The organism is Amphibacillus xylanus NBRC 15112, from assembly GCF_000307165.1.
In the GTDB taxonomy this organism is placed as follows: Bacteria; Bacillota; Bacilli; order Bacillales; family Amphibacillaceae; genus Amphibacillus; species Amphibacillus xylanus.
On the sequence record NC_018704.1, the window covers coordinates 1,981,669 to 2,008,319 of the forward strand.

At 34.5% G+C, this 26,651-nt stretch carries 21 protein-coding genes and 1 pseudogene; 9 read left to right on the plus strand and 13 right to left on the minus strand.

All coding sequences use genetic code 11. From position 1 onward, the window contains the following. The first annotated feature begins 3 nt into the window (after nt 1-3). From AXY_RS09685 to AXY_RS09695, 3 genes are all read left to right on the plus strand, one after another. Complete coding sequence (locus tag AXY_RS09685) at nt 4-576, plus strand: class D sortase (RefSeq protein ID WP_015010628.1); 573 nt, start codon at nt 4-6, stop codon at nt 574-576. Nucleotides 577-587: 11 nt separating this feature from the next. Then, nucleotides 588-2,639, plus strand: a complete 2,052-nt coding sequence (locus tag AXY_RS09690) for a penicillin-binding transpeptidase domain-containing protein (protein ID WP_015010629.1) — start codon at nt 588-590, stop codon at nt 2,637-2,639. A 314-nt stretch (nt 2,640-2,953) separates the two neighbouring features. Next, nucleotides 2,954-3,877 carry an IS30 family transposase gene (locus AXY_RS09695; RefSeq protein WP_015010630.1) on the plus strand — a complete coding sequence of 308 codons (924 nt, stop codon included), beginning with the start codon at nt 2,954-2,956 and terminating at the stop codon, nt 3,875-3,877. Nucleotides 3,878-4,076: 199 nt separating this feature from the next. Here AXY_RS09695 and AXY_RS09700 read toward each other — a convergent pair whose 3' ends face one another. Next, nucleotides 4,077-5,054 (minus strand): DNA adenine methylase, encoded by a 978-nt coding sequence (locus AXY_RS09700; RefSeq protein WP_015010631.1) that lies wholly within the window; start codon nt 5,052-5,054, stop codon nt 4,077-4,079. Between the two features lie 382 nt (nt 5,055-5,436). Here AXY_RS09700 and AXY_RS09705 point away from each other — a divergent pair, with 382 nt between their 5' ends. Then, nucleotides 5,437-6,732: a type II restriction enzyme gene (locus AXY_RS09705; protein ID WP_015010632.1), complete on the plus strand. Its 1,296-nt coding sequence runs from the start codon at nt 5,437-5,439 to the stop codon at nt 6,730-6,732. Between the two features lie 77 nt (nt 6,733-6,809). On the opposite strand, the gene AXY_RS09710 is transcribed toward AXY_RS09705, so the two are convergent. From AXY_RS09710 to AXY_RS09730, 5 genes and pseudogenes are all read right to left on the minus strand, one after another. After that, a complete protein-coding gene (locus AXY_RS09710) occupies nt 6,810-7,448 on the minus strand; it encodes a hypothetical protein (RefSeq protein ID WP_015010633.1) in 639 nt (212 codons plus the stop codon). Between the two features lie 173 nt (nt 7,449-7,621). Beyond that, nucleotides 7,622-8,548 (minus strand): annotated as a pseudogene (locus AXY_RS09715) (IS30 family transposase). Nucleotides 8,549-8,743: 195 nt separating this feature from the next. Then, nucleotides 8,744-9,619, minus strand: coding sequence for an S-4TM family putative pore-forming effector (locus tag AXY_RS09720; protein WP_015010636.1), 876 nt, complete (start codon nt 9,617-9,619; stop codon nt 8,744-8,746). Further along, on the minus strand, nt 9,606-10,595 hold the full coding sequence (locus AXY_RS09725) for an SMODS domain-containing nucleotidyltransferase (RefSeq protein WP_015010637.1): 990 nt from the start codon (nt 10,593-10,595) through the stop codon (nt 9,606-9,608). The genes AXY_RS09720 and AXY_RS09725 overlap by 14 nt, the downstream gene beginning before the upstream one ends. 590 nt (nt 10,596-11,185) lie before the next feature. After that, on the minus strand, nt 11,186-11,854 hold the full coding sequence (locus tag AXY_RS09730; RefSeq protein ID WP_015010638.1) for a hypothetical protein: 669 nt from the start codon (nt 11,852-11,854) through the stop codon (nt 11,186-11,188). A 1,064-nt stretch (nt 11,855-12,918) separates the two neighbouring features. Here AXY_RS09730 and AXY_RS09735 point away from each other — a divergent pair. From AXY_RS09735 to AXY_RS13145, 3 genes are all read left to right on the plus strand, one after another. Then, nucleotides 12,919-13,230: a DUF771 domain-containing protein gene (locus AXY_RS09735; RefSeq protein ID WP_041450350.1), complete on the plus strand. Its 312-nt coding sequence runs from the start codon at nt 12,919-12,921 to the stop codon at nt 13,228-13,230. Between the two features lie 109 nt (nt 13,231-13,339). Continuing rightward, nucleotides 13,340-13,648: an Arm DNA-binding domain-containing protein gene (locus AXY_RS13140; protein WP_015010640.1), complete on the plus strand. Its 309-nt coding sequence runs from the start codon at nt 13,340-13,342 to the stop codon at nt 13,646-13,648. A gap of 245 nt (nt 13,649-13,893) precedes the next feature. Then, entirely contained in the window at nt 13,894-14,445 is a 552-nt protein-coding gene (locus AXY_RS13145) for a site-specific integrase (protein WP_015010642.1), read from the plus strand. A 247-nt stretch (nt 14,446-14,692) separates the two neighbouring features. Here the strand turns inward: AXY_RS13145 and AXY_RS09750 are convergent, their stop codons facing one another. The 6 genes from AXY_RS09750 to AXY_RS09775 form a co-directional block, all read right to left on the minus strand. Further along, the gene (locus tag AXY_RS09750; protein ID WP_015010643.1) at nt 14,693-14,998 is read right to left on the minus strand and encodes a DUF5516 domain-containing protein; all 306 of its coding nucleotides are present in this window, start codon (nt 14,996-14,998) and stop codon (nt 14,693-14,695) included. Nucleotides 14,999-15,123: 125 nt separating this feature from the next. Further along, entirely contained in the window at nt 15,124-16,101 is a 978-nt protein-coding gene (locus AXY_RS09755) for a DUF4268 domain-containing protein (RefSeq protein WP_015010644.1), read from the minus strand. Nucleotides 16,102-16,396: 295 nt separating this feature from the next. Then, nucleotides 16,397-17,422 (minus strand): Shedu anti-phage system protein SduA domain-containing protein, encoded by a 1,026-nt coding sequence (locus tag AXY_RS09760; RefSeq protein WP_015010645.1) that lies wholly within the window; start codon nt 17,420-17,422, stop codon nt 16,397-16,399. Nucleotides 17,423-18,073: 651 nt separating this feature from the next. Then, nucleotides 18,074-18,718, minus strand: coding sequence for a DUF6518 family protein (locus AXY_RS09765; RefSeq protein ID WP_015010646.1), 645 nt, complete (start codon nt 18,716-18,718; stop codon nt 18,074-18,076). A 51-nt stretch (nt 18,719-18,769) separates the two neighbouring features. After that, nucleotides 18,770-19,543: a SurA N-terminal domain-containing protein gene (locus tag AXY_RS09770; RefSeq protein ID WP_015010647.1), complete on the minus strand. Its 774-nt coding sequence runs from the start codon at nt 19,541-19,543 to the stop codon at nt 18,770-18,772. A 239-nt stretch (nt 19,544-19,782) separates the two neighbouring features. Beyond that, complete coding sequence (locus tag AXY_RS09775; protein ID WP_015010648.1) at nt 19,783-19,968, minus strand: cold-shock protein; 186 nt, start codon at nt 19,966-19,968, stop codon at nt 19,783-19,785. Between the two features lie 456 nt (nt 19,969-20,424). Here AXY_RS09775 and AXY_RS09780 point away from each other — a divergent pair, with 456 nt between their 5' ends. Then, nucleotides 20,425-21,348: an aldo/keto reductase gene (locus AXY_RS09780; protein WP_015010649.1), complete on the plus strand. Its 924-nt coding sequence runs from the start codon at nt 20,425-20,427 to the stop codon at nt 21,346-21,348. A 538-nt stretch (nt 21,349-21,886) separates the two neighbouring features. Here the strand turns inward: AXY_RS09780 and glpK are convergent. Beyond that, nucleotides 21,887-23,380, minus strand: a complete 1,494-nt coding sequence (glpK, locus tag AXY_RS09785; protein WP_015010650.1) for a glycerol kinase GlpK — start codon at nt 23,378-23,380, stop codon at nt 21,887-21,889. A 416-nt stretch (nt 23,381-23,796) separates the two neighbouring features. Here glpK and ppc point away from each other — a divergent pair, with 416 nt between their 5' ends. Further along, nucleotides 23,797-26,553 carry a phosphoenolpyruvate carboxylase gene (gene ppc, locus AXY_RS09790; RefSeq protein ID WP_015010651.1) on the plus strand — a complete coding sequence of 919 codons (2,757 nt, stop codon included), beginning with the start codon at nt 23,797-23,799 and terminating at the stop codon, nt 26,551-26,553. Nucleotides 26,554-26,651: the final 98 nt, after the last annotated feature.

Sequence of the window (26,651 nt, forward strand, 5' to 3'; positions counted from 1 at the left end):
ACTATGAAAAAAGTAGCAGCGTTATTTATGGTTGTTGGTATTGTCTTTATTGGACTTGGTGCATATCAATTGTACTCAATCAAATTAGCTGAAAAAGAAGCATTAATCGAAGCTCAAGAACTATTAGCTCGTAGCTATGAAGACCCGCAAAAAGACGTCATCTTTAAACCAGATACAGGTGACTCAGTCGGGATACTTCATATTGAAAAAATTGATGCAGCGATTCCCATTGTCGAAGGAACGGACCCAGATGAGCTTGAAAGTGGTGTTGGACATATGTCACAAACAGCATGGCCAGGTGAAAACGATCAAATCCTACTATCCGGGCATCGTGATACTGTATTTAGACGGTTAGGTGAGGTCGAGGTTGGTGACATCATCACGATTGAATTACCATACGGGACATTTGATTATGTGATGACCGATTCAATTATTGTTAGTGCTGATGATACATCAGTCATCGGTTCTACTGCACCAAATGAAGAACTAGTCATTTCTACTTGTTATCCATTTAGATATATCGGTCCTGCACCTGATCGTTATGTCATTTATGCGGTCCCAGTAGATGAATCATAAGGAGGGATAAGGTGAAGAAATTATCGTATCTATTCATGATTACCTTAAGCCTATTTATTTTGATAGCGTGTTCACAGGATGAAGAAGAAGTCATATTACCAGAAGAACGCTTTGAGGAATATATTCAACTATGGAGTGATTATAATTTTGAAGACATGTATGCCATGCTGTCTGAAGAAACAAAAGCAACATACAGTAAAGCAGATTTTATCGACCGATACGAAAAAATCTATCAAGACTTAGAATTTGAGGAGCTTGAAATTGACTATACTTTACCAGAACATCCAGAACCAGAAAAAGGGGAAGACATCACATATCCAACGACATTCCCTTTCACAGTTAAACAACAATCGATAGTCGGCGAAATAAAATTTAATGCCGAAATTACAATGGTAGAGCGGATCATTCAAGTTGACGAAGATACCGAAAAAAGTGACTGGGATGTAGAATGGAACCCTGGACTCATTCTCCCGGAGCTAGCCAATGGTGGAACGATTTCACTCGTCACAACCCCAACAACGCGGGGAGAAATTTTTGACCGAAATGGGAAAGGATTAGCGATAACAGAAACGGTCTATGAGATCGGTGTTGATCCGGGACGCTTCACTGATAATCGCGATCAAGAAATTGAAGCAATTGCTGAGCTCCTAGACATGAGTGTAAATGGGATTGAGTCAGCATTAAGTCAAGGCTGGGTAGCTGACGGCATGTTTGTACCATTAAAGACAGTTACCGCTCATGATCAAGCATACATCGATGAATTAATGGCCATCCCACCAGTGATCGCTCAATCAAAAATCGGACGCGCTTACCCATACGGAGAGAGCCTCGCGCATTTAATTGGCTATATTGGAAAAATCACTGAAGAAGAATTAGCAAAAGATGAAGAAGGCGTCTATTCAGAGCATGATTTAATCGGAAAAAGAGGGATTGAACAGCTGTTTGAAGAACGACTTCGAGGTGAAGATGGCGTTAGATTAATTGTTGAAAACGAAACAAGTAAAGTTGGCATCGCTGAAAAGCCACCTGTACCGGGTGAGGATATCCATTTAACAATTGATGCCGAATTACAAAAAATGATCTATGACATCTATGATGGTGACGCAGGAACAACAGCAGTGATCGACCCAACTACCGGCGAAACACTTGCACTCGTCTCAAGCCCATCATTTGATCCACATGATTTCACATACGGCATAAGCCAAACAAAATATAATGCACTAGTTGAAGACCCAGATCAACCAATCTTAAACCGATTTGCATCAACATATTCACCAGGATCTGCTTTTAAGCCAATCACAGCAATCGTTGGACTTAGCACAGGTGCAATTACCCAAAATGACGCAGTCGACATTAAAGGCTTAACATGGAGTCAAGATAATTGGGGCAATTACCGCGTACGTCGCGTATCTGAATCAAATGGACCTGTCGACTTAACAGATGCAATGATGCGCTCAGATAATATTTACTTTGCACAAAAAGCTGTTGAAATAGGTGGAGCTGATTTTGTTAGTGGCTTAGAATTACTTGGCTTTGGCACAGAAGGCTTACCATACACCTATCCAATCTACTCAAGCCAAGTATCCAATAGCGGTGAAATTGACCGTGAGACATTACTTGCAGACTCTGGCTATGGACAAGGTGAAATTCTAATGACAGCACTACACCTAGCAACAGCCTACACGCCAATCCTAAACGACGGCGCCATGATTCAACCAATTCTTGAAACAAGTGAAGAATTAGGCCAAGTCTATGCAGATGATTTAATTAGTCCAAGTGACGCAGAATATTTACGCAACGCACTTCGACAAGTTGTTGCCGGACCACGAGGTACTGCGAAAAAAGCAAATATTAAAGCCGTTCAACTTTCAGGTAAAACAGGTACAGCAGAATTAAAACAAACGAGCGACGATAACAACGCCCGTGAAAACGGCTGGTTCGTTGCCTACCCTGACTCACATGACATTGTGATGGCGATGATGATTGAAAATATCCACAATCGTGGTGGCAGTGGCTATGTCGTCGAAAAAGCAACAGCTGTATTTGAAGCGTTATATGAGTAGAAGGTTTAACTTATCATGGAAAAAAGTGTTAGTAAGTTCAAATTATAAGAACCTGCTAACACTTTTTTAATGCAGTAAAATTTGTATTTTGCGATAAAACTATTACTTGGCTTTTACGATTGCGTAAAAGAATGCGAATTATTTAAGGTTAATCACTATGTAGTGTAAATATGATGTTTTTAATGACGCAGATTGTAAAATTAAGCTAGACAACTAAAAAAGTCATTTATGATACACTCTTACTATACTTCCACCACGAAGAATAGGAGTGATCATAAATGACCTACACCCATCTTACCACGGATGAATGAGTTATGATAGAAGCTTATTATCATCAAAATATTTCAGTTACGATGATCGCTGAACGCTTAAAACGTTCGCGTCAACCCATTTATAACGTCATTAACTTTTTGAAGCAGGGTCACTCAGCGATCGATTACTACAAACGCTACAAGGAAAACAAAAGGCGATGCGGTAGACGTAAGATCTCCTTGCCTAAAAAAGAGCAGGAATACGTCAAGGAAAAGGTTTCCCTTGGATGGACGCCGGACGTTATTATTGGGCGTGCTGAACAGCCCATCAGTTGTTCAATGAGAACGTTATATCGTCGCTTTGAGGACGGTTACTTTGATAGAACAACGCTCCCTATGAAGGGCAAAAGAAAACCAAATGGACACAACGAACGACGTGGAAAGCAAGCTTTCAAACGACATATCTCTGAAAGAGATAAAGACTATCCTCTATTTAAAGATGAATTTGGTCACATTGAAGGTGACACAATCGTTGGTGCTCATCATAAAAGCGCAGTTATCACATTGGTGGAACGTCTATCTAAAGCTATCATCACTTTAAAGCCAGAAGGTAGAAAAGCAAGTGACATTGAAACAACGCTAACACAGTGGTTTCAATCTATTCCAAGAAATCTGTTTAAGTCTTTCACATTTGATAATGGGAAAGAATTTAGTAATTGGAAATCGTTGTCCAACCAACATGATGTCTCAATCTACTTTAGAGACCCAGGAACACCTTCACAACGTGGCTTAAATGAACAATCAATTGGCTTACTTCGAAAAGATGGTTTGCCAAAAGAAATGGACTTCAACGAAGTCGATCAGAACTTTGTGTCCGCAGTAGCTGACAAGAGAAATAAAATCCCTAGAAAATCACTAAATTATCGAACGCCTTTGGAAGTGTTTTTGAGTTACATCGATGAATCACATTTGTCTAGCTTAAATTGACAAATCAAAAATTTAAAAACAAAATAAAGATGGTAAATTTTAACTTCAAGTAACTTAAGAGTAATTTATTGATTTGACAAGTGAACAACACTTTTATGCAACGCTAATGATATAGATTATAATATTTGAGAAAATAAAATTAAAAAAGTGGCAAATAACTTTGTAAATTTGCTTTGCCGCTTTTAGCTATTAAATTCTGTTAGTTAGTAATTAACAATTCAGTTATTTTCCCTCTTTTAGATCCTTTTGAGTTAATATTTCTTCTTGCATGAACTCTGTGAATATGGAATAAATTTTCTCCATTTTCTCCTCTTTTGAAGTAATGTTCTTTGTCAAAGAAATCATCATTTTCATTTATATTTTTGGGGTCAGAATTACTTAACATTAAATAAGCTCCTAGTTTATCTAGTTCTTTAAAATATACCGATAGCTTAATTTGATCTTGTTCATTAAAGTCGAATTTACTATAAGATGTAAAACTTGAACTTGCATTTAAAGGGCGATATGGTGGGTCAAAATATACAAAAACCTTTTGACCTGATGAAAGTATTTCATCAATAATTGAACGACTCTCTCTGTAGTCACCAGGATCATGAACTACCACACGTTTTAATAATTCATGTACTTCTAATAAATTACTTTCATCGCAAATCTTTGGCTTTTTATAGCTTCCCATTGGAACATTAAATTCCCCTTTTTTATTCACCCTGTACAAACCATTGTAGCAAGTCCGATTTAGAAAAATAAATTCACTTGCTCTTTTTACACGAAAATCCATGGAAGGATTTTTTTCTAATACATGAATACCCTCATTAAAGTTACTTCTGATTCTCATATAAATTTTTTTTCTATAATCTTTATCTTCGTTATAATTATATTCCTCATCAAGTACTTTTAAATGACTAATTAATTGAACAACTTCGGGACTCTTAATTACTTTATAAACATTTATCAATTCTGGATTAATATCCCAAATATGTGCTTTCTCAAATTGATATTCCTCAGATTGCATTAGCTCAAAAAGCACTGCACCACTACCAACAAAAGGTTCAACATAATTGATCACTTTACCTTCTACAACCTCTTTTGGCATGTATTCTTTGATTTTTGGTAATAATTGCGTTTTACCACCAGCCCATTTAAGAAATGGCTTGGCTCTTGTTGGGCTCTTTATCATGATATGACCTCCGATAGAACGTTTGTTCTCTTCCTGTGTTTACTGTATTGTATCATACTTATTGAATATTGTTAATAAGTTTATACAACTTACTATTAATATGTTGTCCTTGTAAATTATTTGTTTTAGACATATCATTGTATTAGGTAATGATGCAATAAAGTTAATTTTTTTAAAGTATTATCATACTATTCTAATGAAAATTTATCAAGTAATAGAGAATTTTTCATACTTTTTCTAACTTCATAAAAGACAGCTTATGTACGATCATTTTGTACGATAATATAAAGGACTGATGAACGTAAACTAAATAATGACAAGGATAAGCTTTTAAAAAAGAGCTATTATCAGTAGAAAATAAATGAGGTGTCATCATATAATCATGACTAATTTATCTACCAATGATGCATGGAAAAAAATAATTGAAAAATATGATATCGTTAATAAGATTAAAAAAGAAGGTCAGTTTAGGATTCTATCCAAACAAATAAAGGAGTTTCGTGAACCTCGATTAATGTCAAAGTGGGATAGTTCAGAATCTCTCCCAAAAGTTTTAAAAAAGAATAAGATCAATATTTTACCAGATAGTAGAAGTTCCTATATTCTAAGTGATTTTCAGTTATATGAATCATTCCCTAATTCAACTGAGCAAAATGCAAAAATGCAAAAGGTTCAAGTTCCCGATTTTGAAACGATAGATATAAATCATATTACTACAGAATCAAATGCAATTAATCTTTTAGTATTAACTAATATCTTAGATGACTTTCTAGAAGTTAATAATAATGTACAAACGTTTAGTGGAAGAATGGGTACTGGAGAGTTTAACTTTCGAGTAAATACGTATAGTGGAAAACAGGAACTTTTTGTTAAAAATGCTCAATGTGAAATTGATGCAGGCTTTGAAAATAAAGAATCCGTTGTTATTTTAGAGGCGAAAAATATAGTTTATCCAGATTTCCATATTAGACAATTATATTATCCATATCGATTATGGAAAAAAAGGATAAATAAACCAATACGATTAGTATTTTCAGTCTATTCTAATAAGATTTATAGACTTTTTGAGTACGAATTTGAATCTCTTAAAGATTATTCTTCAATAAAGCTTGTTAAAGAAAAAAAATATTCTTTAGAAGATACCAATATTACTCGTGAAGATTTACTAGAAGTTTATCATAAAACAGAAGTTAAAACGGATGATAATATGAATTTCAGTAACGTGCCTTTTATACAAGCTGATACATTTGAACGTATTATCTCATTATTAGAACAGCTCCATGAGAACAGTATGACAACTGAAGAAGTTGCAGATTTGATGCAATTTAGAGAAAGACAATCAGATTATTATTTTAACGCAGGAAAATATTTGGGGTTATTTGAAAAAGTAAAAGATTATAATACTGGTTCTATGGTTATGAAACTTACCAAATTAGGTGAAGAAGTTTTTAATTTAAATTATAAAGATAGGCAATTAAAGCTCGTAAATTTAATTTTAGAACATAAAATTTTCCATGAGTTATTTATTAAAGTATACAAAACTAGAAAGCTTCCACCTAAAGAATTAATCGAACAAAAGATGCGATTATATAATGTATGTAATGAACCTCAAATTAATCGTAGAGCAGGCAGTGTTTTAAGCTGGTTAAAATGGATCTTTCATTTACCTAGAATTTAAAATTTCTTATATAGATTTTAGCGGCTTTGTACCTAGTTTACGGATAAAAGCCGCTTTTTTCTTTTTTTCAATTTAGGTTATCTGATTTGTGGCTTTTTAAATATTAATAAATGCTCATGAGCGATAGGAATAAAATTGTAGCTATTATATTTTTTGTTTTTACTTCTTGTATTGTGTTGTACTTTAATTAAATGTGCCTCTAATTCTCCATACCACGTTATATCTTTGATTATTGAGTAATACTTCCCTTTTTTTCTAACATCTCCAAGAAGGATTGCATGTCTTCCGCCAGGGATTATACTTTCAAATATTCTCTTGTTAATCACATTAAGTTTTTGAATAAATTCATTATAGTCGTGAATGTGGGATAAGTCATCTTTGTGAGGTTTGTCTCCCCAGACATGATTCTTTCCTGAATATTGAATGATATCCCAATAAGGTGGGTGGCTAAATACAAGGTCAGCCCCTTTTGGCAATTCATCTTTTAGAAGATTAAAGTTACCGAAGTGATCATTGAGGTCTAAGTGGATACTATTCGTATAACCTAATTCTCTAGCTACATCGAATCCTGTTCCACTTCCAGCAAAGCATTCTAAAAAATTAATTGGTTGATAAAAATCCAAGATATCCCTAATTAGGTAACCGGAACAATTACCTCGATACTTAGAGTTCCCATAAGGTCCCCTAACAGGATAGGACAAAATACTGTTATTCATTTTTTCACCTCATTTATATTAATATTTGGATAAAAATGACAAAGGGATCGAAATAGATTAAGAAAACGAATTGAAAAAGTTTGTTAGAGAGATATGGAGGAAGTTAGAGTATTATGATAATAATATATTAAATATCTATTTAATACAAGAATTGTTTATAGCAATTTGATTTGTCAATTTAAGCTAAACAAGTGTGATTCATCGTCGTTGTAACTCAAAAACACTTCCAAAGGCGTTCGATAATTTAGTGATTTTCTAGGGATTTTATTTCTCTTGTCAGCTACTGCGGACACAAAGTTCTGATCGACTTCGTTGAAGTCCATTTCTTTTGGCAAACCATCTTTTCGAAGTAAGCCATTTGATTGTTCATTTAAGCCACGTTGTGAAGGTGTTCCTGGGTCTGCAAAGTAGATTGAGACATCATGTTGGTTGGACAACGATTTCCAATTACTAAATTCTTTCCCATTATCAAATGTGAAAGACTTAAACAGATTTCTTGGAATAGATTGAAACCACTGTGTTAGCGTTGTTTCAATGTCACTTGCTTTTCTACCTTCTGGCTTTAAAGTGATGATAGCTTTAGATAGACGTTCCACCAATGTGATAACTGCGCTTTTATGATGAGCACCAACGATTGTGTCACCTTCAATGTAACCAAATTCATCTTTAAATAGAGGATAGTCTTTATCTCTTTCAGAGATATGTCGTTTGAAAGCTTGCTTTCCACGTCGTTCGTTGTGTCCATTTGGTTTTCATTTGCCCTTCATAGGGAGCGTTGTTCTATCGAAGTAACCGTCCTCAAAGCGACGATATAAAGTTCTCATTGAACAACTGATGGGCTGTTCAGCACGCCCAATAATAACGTCCGGCGTCCATCCAAGGGAAACCTTTTCCTTGACGTATTCCTGCTCTTTTTTAGGCAAGGAGATCTCACGTCTACCGCATCGCCTTTTGTTTTCCTTGTAGCGTTTGTAGTAATCGATCGCTGAGTGACCCTGCTTCAAAAAGTTAATGACGTTATAAATGGGTTGACGCGAACGTTTTAAGCGTTCAGCGATAATCGCAACTGAAATATTTTGATGATAATAAGCTTCTATCATAACTCATTCATCCGTGGTAAGATGGGTGTAGGTCATTTATGATCACTCCTATTCTTCGTGGTGGAAGTATAGTAAGAGTGTATCATAAATGACTTTTTTAGTTGTCTAGCTTAATTTTACAATCTACGCTTAAAAAAAATTTATTTCTTGCAGTGTTAAAGCCTCCGCCGTTCATAGGTTATCCTTATAAGAATATTACTTATTTGTTGTTAATTTTTTATTAGTTTTTTCAAAACTTGATTCATATTTTGGACGTAGAAGTTTATATATAAAATTTGGAACTATATGATTCGGTATTCTACCATAAATATATACAGCATCTTGAATACTTCGTAGGTCTGACTTTTTAGGAGAACCATTTTCTATATATTGCTCTATTAGAAGAATTACCCTCTGCAATTCTTTTCCTTGAATGTGAATTTCAATGAAATTTTTTAATAAATAGGTATAAAGTGACAAAGAAGGGAAAATAAATGTTATCAGAAATGTAATCAAAGATAATTTAATTAGACAACCTATAACAATAGAAGAAATCAGAATGATAGAAAATGTTAATATCAAAACCCATTTGAATTTATGTTTTTGACGGTGAGTCCAAGACAGATTCATTCGTTGAGCTGTTAATATATTTATTCTTTCTTCGTCAGAAACTAAACCTGTATACCAATTTGCAAGTTCTGATTCAGGGGTTTTATCTTTTAGTGCTAATAAATGAATATCTTCTAAGGAGACTTTATCTCCAAGTAAAGCAGTATTCCAATTTATTTGAAATACCTGAGTATCAAACATTTCTTGAATCTTAGCACCTTTCACTGAATAAGTTTTTTCATAGTATTCTAGCATTAAGCAAACCAATAACCCTATCCCCGTTAAAATTAACACAAAATTCGCTAAGTCATTATCAAATAAAAAATACATTGAAACAGAAAATATAGGTAAAAATATGCTAATTATCATTCTCCAAATATACATTTTTTCAACTATATTGTAGCAACTACGTTGCGCACGTAGTTGCTCAATACTTTCAGGTAAATTTTGTCTAATGTGGATACTTGAATTAGTCATACTCATCACCAAATACTACACGCCACTTTTTGTCAGCATTTTCATACTCTCCAGCATCCTCATATTCAATAGCATCTTCTACTGCATTCATACACTCATTAGCTTTTGTCTCAATAGAAAGTTTTTTTGAAAAATCTAAATCATTTAAATCCCCTTGTAAACCTTTAGGATCCATTACAGAATTCCATATCGCTGTTTTCAAGTATTTAAAAAATGCTTTTAGTTGTGTTCGTCTTGTTGGCCATATATATTCATTTTCAAAGTAATCTAATACAATATTTTCTACTAAATAAGATGATATTTTAATAGATTGAACTTCATTCCAATATTTAATTATACGAACAAACTCAAGTACATCATAATCTGTGCTTGTATTAACTGATGTAACTCGTTTTTGATCAATCCGTGGATCAGTTTTTTTCCAATGTCCATTTCCATCAGGGATTACGTAATACGATTTACCATAGGCATCTTCAGCAGTAATAAACGCAGGCACAATATCAAATGTCCAGTCATAACTAGTTAAATTTAAAGTTACAGCTTCTTTATGTGAATGTAGTTCGGCCTTTTGGTATTGTGAAACTTTAGAAATATTATTTTTAATTTTATTTAGAAGCTTTCTTGAGTTTAAATAACCATAATCATCTCTCAATTTATATAAATCTGTCGCACTCTCAGGAGGGGTAATTTTAAGGATGTCCCCACTTTCTATGTAGGTTGATCCACTACCTGTAAAAACTAATAGAAAATCAATATCATCAAGTGGTCTTATTTTTGTTCTTCTAGAAAATGAACCAAAATTGTATGTTTCTTTATCTTTGTATAAAGACGGGAAGTTTTCAGCCTTTTCTGGTAGAGAAATTAATTGATCATGCAAAAAGTCTCTACTTGCACGTGCCTTCTTTGTTACCTCGGAATCCAAGTTAATATAATCTTTAATGAATGTGTTCATATTTACCTTAGTGTAAGTTGACAATGGCATTACCTCTTTTCATTTTATTGTTTTGTAAAATGAAAGCTACTGCCCACACTAGCCTTCGTTAATCACATTAATATTCTGCAATAAGCTTTAGGCTTGGAATCCTTAGCATACTACCTGACACCCTAAACTGTAATATAAGGTATGTAAATTTTTAACACTTTCCATTTACTTAGCTCCTCATTTTATTTAAAATTGATTATTTCTTGCAGAGGAGCCTACGCTTATGTTATATTTTCATTGAATATAATTGTTTTACTCGCTTTTGGCGAAGCGATGTGGGCAGAAGTTGGCGCTTCTGTGACTTTTGTAAGCTATAGGCTATCCCTTGCAAGAATTTGCATGACGCTTATAGTTTTTTTGTTTGTATCTATCATTACAACACCCCTTTAAAAACTACGAATATTTGTTCTTCTAAATTATAATATAGTATTCTTATATCTTCAAGTATAAATACTATATATTGTGTTTTATTTATGATTACATTCCATATATAGTATCGAATTAATAGAATACAATATTCCCCCCACAAGAATCCATTTGAAAATGATACATTGATTCGTTAATTGACCACCAAGCTTATTCCCCATTTTTTATTCACCGATGTGTTTTCCATAAAGTTCAAATGATAGATTATCACCAATTTGACAATCACAAAATTCCATTTTACCGAAATCATTTTCTACTTCACCTAAATCCATACACTTACTGCAAAAATACTTTGTTGGAAAAAAATCTGGTTGAGTATCATAAACAATGGAGTCTAAGGAAACTTCATTTCTTATCAAAGGGTAATTTTTATTGAATAATTTAACCATTTCATCTTCTGTGAGTTTTCTTCTTTCCATCTCATCAACAATCGCCGAATCATTTAGTACATAATATTGGAACAACGCAAATTCATCGTTCACAGCTTTCTCATAGTTTTGTGAACGGACAATACGTTCATCATCATCCCTGTTAAGTAGTGGATCGAATTGAAGGATTTTAGCGCGTTCAAACATGAGAATTTCAAGCGAATTCTCTAAATAAAAAAATTCAATATGATCGCAATCCTTTTTAAACGTATCAAAATATTGATGATTAGAGGACAAACGACCAAAAAATCCAACTTTATCCAAGGTCTTTCCAACATAAATAACTTCGCCATTATAGTTATATACCACATAAACACCGTGCTTATCTTTTGGGAAATACCTTCTATCTAACCATTTAATACTTGAACCTCTTTCAAATTCAATCTGAAAGGGTGTACCAGCCAATTCAAATGAAAAATATATCTTTTGCCATGTTTTACCTTCCTTTCTCTAATTTAACTAGTATATACATTGTAATATTATAAAAATAATTTAACCAATTTTCATTTAGGTTCTAGATTTCATATTAAACTAACCTGTCCCTCGTTAAATACAATAAGCACATCCAAAGGTATATATTAATTTAATTGTAATTATTAAATTCGTACTACTGCTAAGAAAATAGAATTATACACCAAAGGAAGGGAAAAGAACGATTAATATTTTTGAAAATTTGTAAGATTAATTTGAAATTAATATTGTTGTGGTTTATGGTATATGAAAGATGTCGGTGCTCTAACACAGATGTCAGTATTAGTTTTCTGCAGTCTTGCGGTGGCTAATTAAATACGTGCAAGAAAAGGTAACTCACACTACTTAGCGGGCAGGGTGCGTTACCTTTTTTATCTGGGCGAGATTCTATTATATTTATTAAAGAACTGGAATATATTACTAAATCATTTTTTCAATACAGTCTTGCTGTAAATTTTTTTAGATACTAAAATATAAATATAATCTTTAATAATTACTTTCTATCAAGAGATAAAATTTATCGATGCCGCATCGGCAGTAAAACAAGTGGTTACTACCACAGTTTGTTAAACAAAGATTAATTCCTTGTTTAAATACGACATCGTAAAAGAAAAGCGCGCATTTTCTTTTTAAAAATACAATAAGAGTGTCAAAAAACCTGTATGACTTCAGTTGCATTTACTCAAACGAGTGGATGTACTTGGGTTATACAGGTTTTTTGCTTTTTTCACACTTAAGAAAACTCTCACACTATCCCGCCTACCCCCCAGCAAATTTTCCATTCATCTAATTCGATATTAGTATAAATACATAAGCACATTAACTCTTTAATCCAGAAACTTTTCCATTATTTGGCCCAAATAATTTCTATTATTCTTCCGATAACCAAGTATCTAAATAAATAGGAGGTGAACAGTTTGGAAAGAAATAATGCACTAGCAAATAAACAAAGTATAAACCAATTCATCTTTGATCCAAGTAAAGGTAGCTATAAGCAAATGCTTTCTGTTAACTTAAGCATTCCTGTTCCTGCTGATAGTGTACTCATATCTAAGATTCAACTAGAAGAATTAAAGAAATCACAATTACAAGGAGTCTATTGGACTATGAAAGATGTACAAATTCATACCAACAAAAAATCTGAATGGATTAAAGAGAATATACTCTATCCCACACGTTTCCGAAAAATGTTGGATTCTGAAAATGGTGGATTTGTATATTATCCAAAATCCAAAGGACAGACTTGGTCATTTCAAGCTACTAAAATGGCTCAATTTTTGGATGATAACTTTGATAAAATTTTTGCTTAATAAGTCGATAAACACCATTAATTTTAATAATGAAACCTAGGTACTACCAAACGACTTTCTATTTTAGAGTTTGGTAGTTACCTGGACAAAACAACGAGGAGATCACAACATGGCAAGTATTCAAAAACGCGGGAAAACTTATCAATTTACTGTAAGTCGTACTGTTAATGGAAAGCAGAAACCTATACGGAAAGGTGGCTTCCGGACAAAGAAAGAAGCTCAAATAGCCGCAATGGAAGTAGAAGCAGAATTATTAAAAGGTGCAACACCGAATCTAAAACCAGTTGCTTTTGATGAGTATTTTGAAAACTGGATAAAGGTTTTCAAAACTGATATCAATTCCAATACCCTAGCACGCTACAACGACACCCTTAAAACGGTCAAAGACAATTTCGAGGGTATTCTATCCAAAACATAAAAAAACGCTCCTATCAAGAATTCTTGAACGAATACGGGCAAACTCATGCCAAGGCATCAACTAGAAAATTAAATACTCATATTAGAGCATGTGTAAAGGAAGCAATTGATGAGGGGTTAATTAGAGTTGATTTCACTCGGGGCGCTGTATTAACAGGACGAGCTGGGAAGAGAGCCGAGGAAAAGTCTTTAGGATAGGAAGAAAGTCAAAGACTACTTAAATCAATACATGAATTAGAAGATAAGATGATTATTCACCTTTTATTATTGCTCGGTCTAACATCTGGAATGCGCTTTGCAGAAATGGTCGGCCTGACTAGAGAGGACTTTAACTTTTTTAATCATACAATCAACATTAATAAGTCTTGGGGCTATACGAACAAGATGCATGAAGGATTTGGGCCAACTAAAAATGAGCAATCTGTTCGTGTTATTAAAATGGACAAGGAAACGATGAATGAATTCAAGATACTTTTTGATACCATCCCAGACAACATCCACAGACTTGTATTCTATTCGCCTTTATCAAAATACAAGGTAGTAAGTAATGGATATGCAAACAAAGTCTTGAAAGAATTGTTAACGGATCTGGATATTGATCCTATCTCTGTCCATGGACTTAGGCACACCCACGCAAGTGTACTTCTTTACGAAGGAGTTTCTGTCTATTACGTATCTAGACGGTTAAGGCACGGTGACATTGAAACAACCTTAAACACGTATACCCACGTTGTTAAGGAGTTGGAAGAAAGAGACCAGATGAAAACTGCGAGAGTATTTGAGAGGATGCTTGGATAGTTTGCGGTTCAAAACGAAAAAACACCCTATTTTAGAGTTCCCCGAAAAGCTTGTATTTGGATATTGAATTGCTACTACGAAATCAGTGCAACGTCCTGCATCTCGAATCACTTTTCCAATAAGCTTAATCGCCTTGCATATTGAGATTGCTGTCCATGGGTATAATGTTATATGCATTCGATACTCCCCCAAGTGAGTCAGCAATCACATTCCGTTTGAAAAGAAAATATCTCTAGTCAGAAATAGACTAGAGACTTTCTTTTTTCCTATTATCAAATTTACTTTTTGCAAACTTTCCAAATTGCCATGTTCCCCATGATATTAAGCCAACACCTAAAACTCCAATACCTAAATTTCTAAGACTTTTCGCTTCTTTAGGAGTAAAAGTATATCGTAAGCCCTCTGCTAAATGTGGTGTAGTGTACCCAGACTTTATTAAGTCATTTACCTTGTCTGGTGACGTCAAAACACCTTCGACAAATTGATAACCTTTAGAAATAAGTTCTCGACTTTCTGCATCTGATATTAGTTTGCCGCTTTCTAACCAAGCCATATTTCTACCCCTTTTCGATTAGATATTTATTAATATCTGTAAACTATGTCTATACTTAAATTTTAACGAGTAGAGCAAGATTAGTATATTGTTTACAATTGCCATGGCTGATAATATCGTATTAATTAATCTATTTCTGAATCATACGTATCCTGATCAAAATTCATTGTCTTTACACGTTTTCCAAAGGCTCTTCTAAATTTCACTGTCCTATCTACAAGCCATTCTAAATATTCATCCCATTTATTTTTATCTTCAATATTAGCATCCCTTTTTAGACTGATTATTTTATCCCTATTATCAGGATTTGGATTCCACTCTAACTTTTCACCAATTTCGGACTCAATTTCGTCTTTAAACTGCATTAACTGATTTAAAGCATTATCTGCGATTTTATTATGAATATAAACTCTTACTCCAATTTGATTAGATGAGGTAGACGCAAGGTTTGATAAGTGAACCCCCGATCTACCTAGTGAAACATCGTACCAATACTGTGGACGAGCAGTTTGAACTGAAGGTATTTCAGGACGAGTTTTTAGCTTCTCCCTAAATTTAGTCCAAAATTCCAGTTGCAGTTTTCTTGTTGGTGTTAAACTATCAGTTGATTTTGAAATTGCTGTTTGTCTAACTATTTCTGTTGGTTGACTAACAACATTGAATTTAACAGCAGGTTTTGAATCGTCAATTGACCATAATTCCAGTGAAACACCGTAGAAGAAAATACTATTTGAAGTATGGTCATTTAGCCAATCTAGTGCTTTTTTATGCTCTTCAGTAAAGTTTGAAGCAATCCATATAATTCCTACTGCATCTAATACAGAAGCATATGTAATAGCTTTACCTAAATGATCATGATCAGTTTTTTCTAATTGATTTTCAATTACATAGTAATCATTGCTTCCAGCATCTTTTACTAATATATCAGCAGAATATGGACCTACAGCTACTTCAGTACCTTCTACTTCAAGTTCTAGCCCCAGTGCTTTCCCTAACTCAGCAATATTCTCTTCTTTTGCCAACCATGGTGTAAAATCTAATGCTTCATGTGACCAGATTTCTCTAACATGTATCTTTTTTAATTTTCCCAAGTCAACTGACATGTTATCACCTCATACAAAAAATATCTCTCGATAATTTTTTAATGTTAAATATTCTATTTATGACTATTATACTATAAATTATAATTGGTACCTATTAGTCATCATAGAAAGGAAATTTGAATAAGGTCAAAAACGTATGTCCGATTCTTCTACTCCACTAATTTAAGCTAATGTAGTCATTAAACGGTATAAATACAAGTAATTTTATTTGGTATTTAATGAAAAACAATAAAACGTCAAACCGCTTGATGTATAAGCGATTTGACGTGATTTATCAGAGACTTCCTTTATCAAATTATTCATTATAACCCTCACTTACTATATCTATCATTCTTTCACCTTGCGCTAATAATTGATCATAGGTAATAATAGTTATTGAGTTTAGTCTACTATTTAGGCCATGTAAGGCTCTGTGTTTTTCTTTAGTCCAGTCATTGGAACGTCCTATTACAATAGTTGCTTTTGGATGGTATGCAACGATTTCCGGATGGTCTCTCAATCCTCTAGCTGCTTCTTCCTGAAATACATCTAAATATCTATGGCATTGACCTATTACTTTTGATACTTCAGAAGTAAAGTAGTAGTTATTATGAGAACTATCGTAATTTAACACTTCCATGTCAGGTCTTTTTAGTTCTACTAAGTCTCTATATCCTGTTATAACAGTAGGCAACATCAAATCAACTTTATCGGATGCGGAAATCGCTCTTACATCATCATTTACTACAAAAGAGTTTCCAAATGCCCAAGGGTGTTCCTCACACCATTGCTGATACTTTTGTTCATCTTTAATACCACTTTCTAGATATTGTCTTAATTGTGCAACTGCTGAACGTAGTTCCTGCAGGCGTATTGAGCTCCTAAAGGCCGTGATTAATTCATTACTTAATTCTTTATCTACTAAGTGTTTTGCAATTTCAGGTCTATTTAATACCCCTAAGATAGCTTGTGCAATTTCTTCCGGTCCATGATTACCAAATGAATGTTCCTCATTTGCTGGTTTTAAAATAATGTATTCTCCGTTCTCTTCCTGTTCAGATAATGCTAGAAACTTTTTCAAGCTACTATATAAAGAGAGAGTTGCTTCTGCATTTAGGCTTGTTGATTTTTCATCTACTAATAACCAATCCATAGGTGGTTTTCCCTTTGTTTGAGTTAATATCTTTACAGATAGCTCCTTACCTGAGCTCCTATCTATATAAAACGGAACTACTGTAACTTTTGTTCTAGATGATTGATGGATAACAACTGGTTTGGTATAGGATACGTTTCCAGATCTGGCCTCTTTAATTTCTAATAATTGTATATCTTTACCATCCACAAGAAATCATCCTTCCCCGATTAATGAAATAATTTAATGTTTTATGTATTGAAATAGTGAAATCATGATCATTTTTATAACCCACATCTTTATTTAGATATGTTTTCAATACTTCCTCTAGTAAATTATCATTAGCTGTAGAATTTAGTATTTGTATAGTTTGTTTAACAAAAAATTTTGGTCTTATTAGTAAATCCCTATACTTGTCTTAACTATGACTATATAACTCAATAGGAATACCTAAATCGATTATATTCCCTCCATATTTACTTTTCTATTCAAAATTATAACACAATATAGACTTTTTTCTTCCAATTACAAAACACTATGTAAACACTTTCGATAAAACTTCGAATACACTCGAAAAGTTGGTGGTAGAATAATTACTTCTCAATAAAATTAATTTCAAGTATTAACAGTATAATTCTTCGTTAATATTTTTGTGTAAAAAATGTGTAAAACGGTATAAAAACATACTATTTTCTACGATTTTTATCAAAAAAGAAAAACATACCCAAACGCTTGATATATCTGCGTTTGGGCATGTTTTCCAGTTTACTTATCGTATCCTATTTTTACTCAATGACGTCCCAGAAGAATTCCACATATCATCACAAAAAAAGAAACCCCCACTCCCTCAGAGTTTCTTTGTCATAACATTCCCCAAAATATATTTAGTTGAGCAGTTGCAAAGTATAATAGCATCCCTATGACCAGCACTTTACTAATCTGTTTTGGCGATTGATATAATACTACGATCGTAGCGATCCAAACTAAAAATTCGAGTGAATATTTAATATTAAAATACCAAAAGCCAAATGCAAATGCCTGTCTTGAAATAGCCACAATGATAAACGATGAAATTAAAGTAGCGATTACTCCTCGTCCTTTTGCATACCAACAGATAAAAGCTAACAGAGGTGAGATTAATGTCATCGCAATCCAAATCATCATATATGTTTTAGGGTAAAAGCCAGCGATTAGCACTGTATAGAGATAGTAACTGCCTACCATGCCGACAAAAAATATGAGTACATTTAACGCAGATCTGATTGGCGATTTACTATAAATCGCTATTACAACAGCAAGGAAAAGCCAAATCCCCATTCGTGAAAAAAAGTTCCTTAAATCCAATTGTTCTAGGAAGTAAGGTAATAGGTTACTTGCCGTTTCGTCTAGGAGCTTTGAAATCGTCCCTAAAATTACCCCTAACATAAATATCAAACTAGAATATAATATTTTTCTCGATCGTGGCATCTGCGTAGGTTTACGAATGTCATTTAAAAAATCTTTCATCTTAACTCTCCCAAACAAAATATATAACTCTATTTTTACCTCGTCACTCAACTATTTTTCTAAAATCACTTCTATCTCTGCAACTTTTTTCAACTGATTGATTCGGTCCGTCAAAGCCATTTGAATTTCAGTTTGTAATAATTGATTGTGTATATCAGTTCGAATCTCTTCTAGTGCTGGGGGATTTTCTAGCTGGTCTGCTAAAATATCATAAAACTCCTCAATTTCATCATTTGAAATTGCAATATCGTTGAATTCTTGCGTAATGTACAATTGCTGTAATAATGATTTTGCTAAAATTTCACGGAAAACGTCCTCAGTATATGGTAGCTGATCGAGTATTTGATAAAATTCCGCTTCAGACTCAAATTGAGCTTTTGTGTCTTCAAAAATTTCATCTACTTCTCGACTTGTGACAACAATCCCTTTGTCCTTCGCATCTTGAGCAAGTAAAGTATGGTTAATTAATTCACCCATCGCCTCATCATGTACTTCTGTTAAATCTTCTGGCAATGTTTCAGCTTGAACTAAGCGATTTTTCACTTCAAGATATGCTAAATTATAGCGATCACCATAAACCTCTTCACCATTTACGATTAACACTAGTTCAGTTTCATCAACTCGCTCATCATCTGAAACAATTTGTTCAACTTCAATTGGTTCCTCGGTCTCTTCAGGAACTTCAGCTACATCAGGAACCTCGACAATTTCAGTTGGTTCTTCTAGATCCTGCTTTTCTGCTTCTTTTTCCTCTTTATCACCACAAGCAACAAGTCCAATACATAAACTCATAATTATTAATAACGATACTTTGATCTGTTTCATCTCAGGTCCACATCCTCAATCATCTCATTCCAATTACTCTCAAACATTATATGTTAATTGAAGCATGTTTATCCGCTTGTTTCAAGATTAACACGATGCTTAAAATTATTTTTCCCCAAAAGAAAAAAACTGGCGATTGCCAGTTTCAAATAAATCAGTAACTTACTGAAGATTATGTTATCAAAACATACGACGTTTATTAACCAAAATTCGTTACCGTACTTCGGTTAATGTTGAAATTATTTTGTAATCTTAGGAAGTACTTTTGTTTCTTGAACCATTTCCGATTCACAAAGTGGACAAGCTGGTTTTTCATCAAATGAATAATCGACGCGCATCCAGCCAGCACATTCTTCATTTGTACATGACCAAATTTTTGTATCTACCTCTTCAACTGGTTCACGCCTATTATTGTAATAAGCCACCAAACCACCCCTTTCTTGGGTCCATAACACTATTATACGCCTCTTTTGAAAATAAAACAAAGGAGGAAACTAAATTAATTATTCATGATTAACTCTAAGCAAATCTCTATCTAGTAAAATGCTATCAAAAATAGCAAAGTATTCGTCTTGTCTTCAATTACTTTATATGGTTAAAAAATAGGTCTTTCGGTTCATGTATTTTTATTGAATCTATCATATAATGAAAACGGTTACAATTTTGGAATGTATATCTCTCCTTAAGAACTTGAATACTCAGATTCATGCTCTCAGAAGAGATAGCGTATTTTTCAAATTAGATTGTCCCCCTTATTGGCATCCAATCACTCGCAGAATTGGGTGCTCTTTTTTTTGCCGATTTTCACTGAGCATATCGCTTATTAATTTTTTCAATTATGTTATTCTAAAAGCAGATGATAGTAAAGGAGTGTTGTAAAGATGCAATATCGTAAAATTGGACAAACTGATCTTGACGTTTCTGTTATCGGTGTTGGCACCTGGCAATTCGGTGGCGAATGGGGTGTTAACTTCAGCCAAAATCAGGTTGATGAGATTTTAAATCAAGCTCGTGAAGAAGGGATTAATTTAATTGATACAGCTGAATGTTATGGTGATCACCTGTCTGAACGTTTAATCGGTGATTATTTAAAGCGACATCAGCGTGAGGATTGGATCGTGGCAACGAAATTCGGCCATCACTTCCATTCACCTTTCGAACGAACACGTCATGTCGATGCAGATGCTGTTTTGAAGCAACTAGACCGATCATTAAAGGCGCTTAATACTGATTATATTGATCTTTACCAATCTCATTCGTTAGAGGATGAGGAATTTAATAATGATGATCTATGGACGATGCTTGATAAGCAAAAGCAAGCGGGGAAAATTCGTTACTTAGGACTATCATTACAAAATGATGCAAGTATTCATCAAACAAATATGGCTAAAGAAGTCGGTGCTGATGCTCTACAGCTTGTTTACAATCGTTTGACGCAATCACCGGAGGAAGAAATTTTTCCAATTGCTCAAAAAGATCAGCTCGGAATTTTAGCTCGCGTTCCACTTGCAAGTGGCTATTTAAGTGGAAAATATAAGCCTGGTGCACAGTTTAGCTCAAACGACGTGCGCTCTCGTTATGATAAAGCTGAACAACAAGCGATGTTAGAAAAAGTTGAGCAGATTAAACGTGAAGAGGTTCCGGCTGGTGTACCGATGGCAACATGGGCGCTTGCTTGGTGTCTACAGCACCCCGCAGTTACAACAGTTATCCCAGGCTGTAAATCAAAAGAACAAGTGATCAGCAACGCAGCAGCTGTTAAATTAGATCTTGTATCGCCTGACCATCCTCAATTTGTTAAGTAAACAATAAAGAGGTTAAAGAAAACTAATCAAAAATGGCTAAGAACAAATAATTTATTGTTCGAAGCCATTTTTTTGTCTATTTCTATTTTTATCTTTTGAGAAATATATTCAAGTTTTACGAAATACATACAAGTTTGCGAAAATGCACACAAGTTTTGCGAAATGCACACAAGTTTGCAGAAATACACACAAGTTTGCGTAAATACACACAAGTTCATGAAAATGCACACAAGTTCGCGAAAATACACACAAGTTTCGAGAAATACACACAAGTTTCCGGAAATGCACACAACTTTTCGAAAATACACACAAGTTTGCGTAAATACACACAAGTTCCCGGAAATGCACACAAGTTCGCGAAAATACACACAAGTTTGCAGAAATACACACAAGTTCCCGGAAATGCACTCAGCTTCGCGAAAATACACTCAACTTCATCTTTTATAACAGAAAAATGTAGTGGAACTTATTTTGATTGAAAAATATTTAAAGCCGTTGAAATTTTACTTTATGTAAAAATCCAACGGCTTCTTTTTCGTTATTTATATTGTCTTGTTGCGGCGACTGCTTTTTTCCAGCCTTGGTAAAGCTCTTGTCGTTTTGCTTCACTCATCTTCGCTTCAAACAAATGCTCTCGTTCCCAGTGTGATGCAATTTCATTGATGTCTTGCCAAAAGCCTACTGCTAAGCCAGCTAAATATGCTGCGCCTATTGCGGTCGTTTCATTAATAATTGGTCTTTCGACTGGCACATTTAAAATGTCACTTTGAAATTGCATTAGGAAGTTATTTTTAACAGCGCCACCATCAACGCGTAGCTGTTTAACCTTGATTCCAGAGTCTTGCTCCATCGTTTCGAGCACATCTTTACTTTGGTATGCGATTGATTCTAATGTTGCACGTGCGATATGTTCCCTTGTTGTTCCTCGCGTAATGCCAAACATTGCACCTCTTGCATCACTGTCCCAATACGGTGTGCCTAATCCAACGAATGCAGGGACAAAATAGACGCCTTCTGTTGATTCGACTGCAGTGGCAAGGGGTTCGCTATCCTTTGCATTTTCTAACATTTTTAGTCCATCTCTCAACCATTGAACAGCAGATCCGGCAACGAATACACTACCTTCAAGAGCATATGTAATCTCTCCATTTAATCCCCATGCAATTGTCGTGAGTAGACCATTTTTTGATTGAATTGCTTTTTTACCAGTTGGCATCAGCATAAAGCAACCTGTACCGTATGTGTTTTTTACCATACCTGTTTCAAAGCATGCTTGTCCAAACAATGCGGCTTGTTGGTCACCAGCAGCTCCAGCGATTGGCGTTTCTTGACCGAAAAAGTGATAGTCCACTGTCGAGCCGTAAATCTCTGATGAAGGACGGACCTGTGGTAATAGACTTGCTGGAATATTGAGTAAATCTAGTAATTCCTCGTCCCACTTTAGTTCATGGATATTAAATAGCATTGTTCGTGATGCGTTTGAGTAGTCAGTTATATGTAGCTTACCGCCTGATAGTTTATAAATTAACCAAGTTTCGATCGTTCCAAACTGAAGCTCACCACGTTCAGCCTTGTCACGTGCTCCTTCAACGTGGTCTAGTAACCATTTTATTTTTGTCGCAGAAAAGTAAGGATCAATGACTAGTCCCGTCTTGTCCTTGATCATCTGTTCATGTCCAGCTGCTCTTAGCTCCTGACAAATCGCTTCTGTTTGACGTGATTGCCAAACAAGCGCATGGTATATTGGTTTACCTGTATCACGTTCCCAAATGACCGTCGTCTCTCGTTGATTGGCGATTCCAATACTTGCGACTTCGCGGGCATGGACATCAGCTTTTCTTAATGCATCAGCCATTACCGCTAATACAGACGTCCAGATTTCGTTTGCATCGTGTTCAACCCAACCAGGCTGTGGGAAAAACTGTTCAAACTCACGTTGAGCTGTTGCGACAATTTCGCCCTTTTTATTGACAAGAAATGCTCGCGTACTTGTCGTTCCTTGATCGATTGTTAGAATATATTTCTTCTCCATTATAAAAAAAGCCCCTTTCTAAAAAAAATACCCATACCTGTTCGAATAGGTACGGGCCAATACTTGCGAAGGGATGCAGCTCGCTTGCTACTTCTCTATCATAACTAATTTTGTAAGCGTTATCAATAGTATTTTCTAACTTTTTGCGATATTTTTCTACTTTTCCTCGACATTGATACCGAGTTGGTATATATTTATCTAATATTATTTAAAATTTATATCAAAATTAGATTAGAACGCGATTATTCAGATAATTTTCTGATTTTTACTGTTAATAAATATATATTTTCATGATATGATACATTTATACCTTTTGAAAAAGGCATTTATCAAACATTTAAAGATCGTCAGAAAACGCTGTAATCATTGTTAAATAAGGCTTTATATCGTTAAAATCTTTGAAAGGAAGTGAATTTATGCAACAATTTGATTTGCAATTAAGTAACATTACACTGAATCATGATGTAGAATATCTCAATGATATTCTTGACGGTGTGTTACGACAAGAAGGTGGAGAAGAGCTTCTAAATACCTTCAAACATTTCCGAAATTTATCAAAAGCATTACGTGATGATGAAACGACAAACAACTTTGACCTATTAAATAAAGAGATTAAGAAACTTGATTCACGTCTAAGAGAGAAAATTATTCGTGCTTTTTCGGTAAATTTACAACTTTACAATATAGCTGAACAGAATTATCGCATTAGACGTAGACGTTATTATCAAATGCAAGATGATACAGTCATTCAGCCTCGTTCACTAGAAGAAGGTGTCAACCAATTATTCGATAATAATATTTCAATTGAACAGGTTGAAAGTGCGTTAGAGAAATTATCGTTAGAGCTTGTGATTACAGCACACCCAACAGAAGCGACGCGACGCACAATGTTACGTATTCATCAGAAAATCGCAGAACTACTCAAGCAACGTGAGTACTCTTATACACGTTATGACAAAAAGGTAATTAGAGAAAAGATTGAAACTGAGATTACAATTCTCTGGCAAACAGCGGAAATCAGAGAGAAAAAGCCTTCTGTTATGAAGGAAGTCTCAAATGGGCTTTACTACTTTGAAAAAGTTTTATTCGATGTCTTACCACTTATTCATCAAGATTTAGAGGACTTATTAGAAGATAAATATAATCATCGTTTTCATGTGCCTTCATTCTTACGTTTTGGATCTTGGATTGGTGGAGACAGAGATGGTAACCCATTTGTAACAGCGGAAACGACGATGCAAACATTAAGAGAACATCGTAAGCTTGTCCTATCAAAATATATTGAATCAATTACAAAATTACGTGAAAAACTAAGTCAATCGACTAAGAAAGTAAATGTTAGTGGTGCACTTGTTAAGTCTATTGCAGATGACCAAGCTGAGTTAAATTACAATGGTTGGCATAAAGAAGATGAAGTGTACCGAGTAAAACTTGGTCTGATTTTACGTCGATTAAGATTGACCTCTTTCGAGGATGAAGCTGGTTATCGAGATTCACATGCATTACTTGATGATCTATTACTCATTCAAGAAAGCCTTGAAATGCACCATCCAAAGAGCAATCCAATTAAACTACTTAGAAAAGTCATTCGTCAAGTTGAATTATTCGGTTTCCACTTAGCAACCTTAGATATTAGAAACCATAGTGGTGAGCATGAAAATACAATTGCAGAGATTTTCCGATTAGTCGGAATTGCAAAAGATTACAAGTCATTAGACGAAGAAGAGAAAATTTCAACGCTGATCTCAGTATTAGAAGATCCTCGTCCACTGATTTCTATCTATGATGAATTCTCACCAGAAGCCCAAGAAATGATTGAAACATTCCGAACGATTAAAGTAGCGAAAGATAAATTTGGCGAACGTGCAATTGAAGTTTATCTTGTTAGTATGACGACTTCCGTCAGTGACGTATTAGAAGTCCTCGTCTTAGCAAAAGAAGTCGGGCTCTATCGTGTATATCCAAATGGACGCGTAAGAAGTCGCATTCATGTTGCTCCATTATTAGAGACAATTGACGATCTGAAGTTTGGACCAACGCTAATTAAACGTCTATTCGACATTCCACTGTATCGTAAGCATATTGAAGCACGTGGTGATTTACAAGAAGTTATGCTTGGATATTCAGATGGTAGTAAGGATGGCGGTAACATCACAGCTAACTGGGAGCTATTTAAAGCACAAGAGGAAATCCATTCTATTGCTGCTGAGTATGGGGTTAAACTGAAATATTTCCATGGTCGTGGTGGCTCATTAGGCCGTGGTGGTGGACCGCTTTACTCAAGTATTTTATCTCAACCAGTAATCACACTTGGTGATGGTGTTAAAATTACCGAGCAAGGTGAAGTATTATCATCACGCTACCTGCTTTCTGATATTGCATACAGAAGTTTAGAGCAAGCAACATCAGTAATGCTGACTTCTATCGGTGGCATTATGCAAACTGATAAGCAAGAACTCATGCCAACTGAAGAAGCATATCAAGCATTATCATACGCATCAGATGTTGCATTTAAGAAGTATCAAGATCTCGTCTTTGGTGATCCAGATTTCTTAACTTACTTTAACCAAGGTACACCATTAAATGAACTTGGTGAGCTCAATATTGGATCTCGTCCAATGAAGCGTAAAGGTAGTGAGAAGTTTGAAGACTTACGAGCTATTCCTTGGGTGTTTGCTTGGACTCAAGCTCGCCAATTGATCCCTGCTTGGTACGCGACAGGAACAGGTCTACAAGCTTATTTAGATAAAACTAATAATATTGAATTGTACCGAGAAATGTATGCACACTGGCCTTTCTTCCAGGCAACAGTGAACAACCTGCAAATGGCTCTTACTAAAGCCGATTTAGATATTGCTGAAGTATACATTGAAATGATCGGTGACTGTGAAGTTGCTAAGCGTATATTTGGTCAGATTAAAGAAGAATATGATCTAACGAAGAAAATTGTCCTCGAGATTACTCAGCAAGAAGAACTGATGGATCATCAACCTAATATTAAAGAATCTGTACGCTTACGTAATCCTTTAGTAGACCCGTTAAACTTAATTCAAGTTCAACTATTAAATCAACTTCGTCTACTAGATGATGAAGATCAAGCATATACACAATTACTAGAAGAAGTATTACTAACAATTAACGGAATTGCAGCAGGCCTCCGTAATACTGGTTGATTACTTCTAGAATAAAACAAATAAACAGTTGTATTTACGATTTTTCGTAAGTGCAACTGTTTTTTTCTGATTTAATCATAGATTAAATAGAATGAAAT

What these genes read in the sequence shown, in the direction of transcription:
- AXY_RS09685 (WP_015010628.1), top strand. Translation starts at nt 4, where the DNA reads ATGAAAAAAGTAGCAGCGTTATTTATGGTTGTTGGTATTGTCTTTATT.
- AXY_RS09695 (WP_015010630.1), top strand. Translation starts at nt 2,954, where the DNA reads ATGATAGAAGCTTATTATCATCAAAATATTTCAGTTACGATGATCGCT.
- AXY_RS09700 (WP_015010631.1), bottom strand. Translation starts at nt 5,054, where the DNA reads ATGATAAAGAGCCCAACAAGAGCCAAGCCATTTCTTAAATGGGCTGGT.
- AXY_RS09705 (WP_015010632.1), top strand. Translation starts at nt 5,437, where the DNA reads ATGACTAATTTATCTACCAATGATGCATGGAAAAAAATAATTGAAAAA.
- AXY_RS09710 (WP_015010633.1), bottom strand. Translation starts at nt 7,448, where the DNA reads ATGAATAACAGTATTTTGTCCTATCCTGTTAGGGGACCTTATGGGAAC.
- AXY_RS09720 (WP_015010636.1), bottom strand. Translation starts at nt 9,619, where the DNA reads ATGAGTATGACTAATTCAAGTATCCACATTAGACAAAATTTACCTGAA.
- AXY_RS09725 (WP_015010637.1), bottom strand. Translation starts at nt 10,595, where the DNA reads ATGCCATTGTCAACTTACACTAAGGTAAATATGAACACATTCATTAAA.
- AXY_RS09735 (WP_041450350.1), top strand. Translation starts at nt 12,919, where the DNA reads ATGCTTTCTGTTAACTTAAGCATTCCTGTTCCTGCTGATAGTGTACTC.
- AXY_RS13140 (WP_015010640.1), top strand. Translation starts at nt 13,340, where the DNA reads ATGGCAAGTATTCAAAAACGCGGGAAAACTTATCAATTTACTGTAAGT.
- AXY_RS13145 (WP_015010642.1), top strand. Translation starts at nt 13,894, where the DNA reads ATGATTATTCACCTTTTATTATTGCTCGGTCTAACATCTGGAATGCGC.
- AXY_RS09750 (WP_015010643.1), bottom strand. Translation starts at nt 14,998, where the DNA reads ATGGCTTGGTTAGAAAGCGGCAAACTAATATCAGATGCAGAAAGTCGA.
- AXY_RS09755 (WP_015010644.1), bottom strand. Translation starts at nt 16,101, where the DNA reads ATGTCAGTTGACTTGGGAAAATTAAAAAAGATACATGTTAGAGAAATC.
- AXY_RS09765 (WP_015010646.1), bottom strand. Translation starts at nt 18,718, where the DNA reads ATGAAAGATTTTTTAAATGACATTCGTAAACCTACGCAGATGCCACGA.
- AXY_RS09770 (WP_015010647.1), bottom strand. Translation starts at nt 19,543, where the DNA reads ATGAAACAGATCAAAGTATCGTTATTAATAATTATGAGTTTATGTATT.
- AXY_RS09780 (WP_015010649.1), top strand. Translation starts at nt 20,425, where the DNA reads ATGCAATATCGTAAAATTGGACAAACTGATCTTGACGTTTCTGTTATC.
- glpK (WP_015010650.1), bottom strand. Translation starts at nt 23,380, where the DNA reads ATGGAGAAGAAATATATTCTAACAATCGATCAAGGAACGACAAGTACG.
- ppc (WP_015010651.1), top strand. Translation starts at nt 23,797, where the DNA reads ATGCAACAATTTGATTTGCAATTAAGTAACATTACACTGAATCATGAT.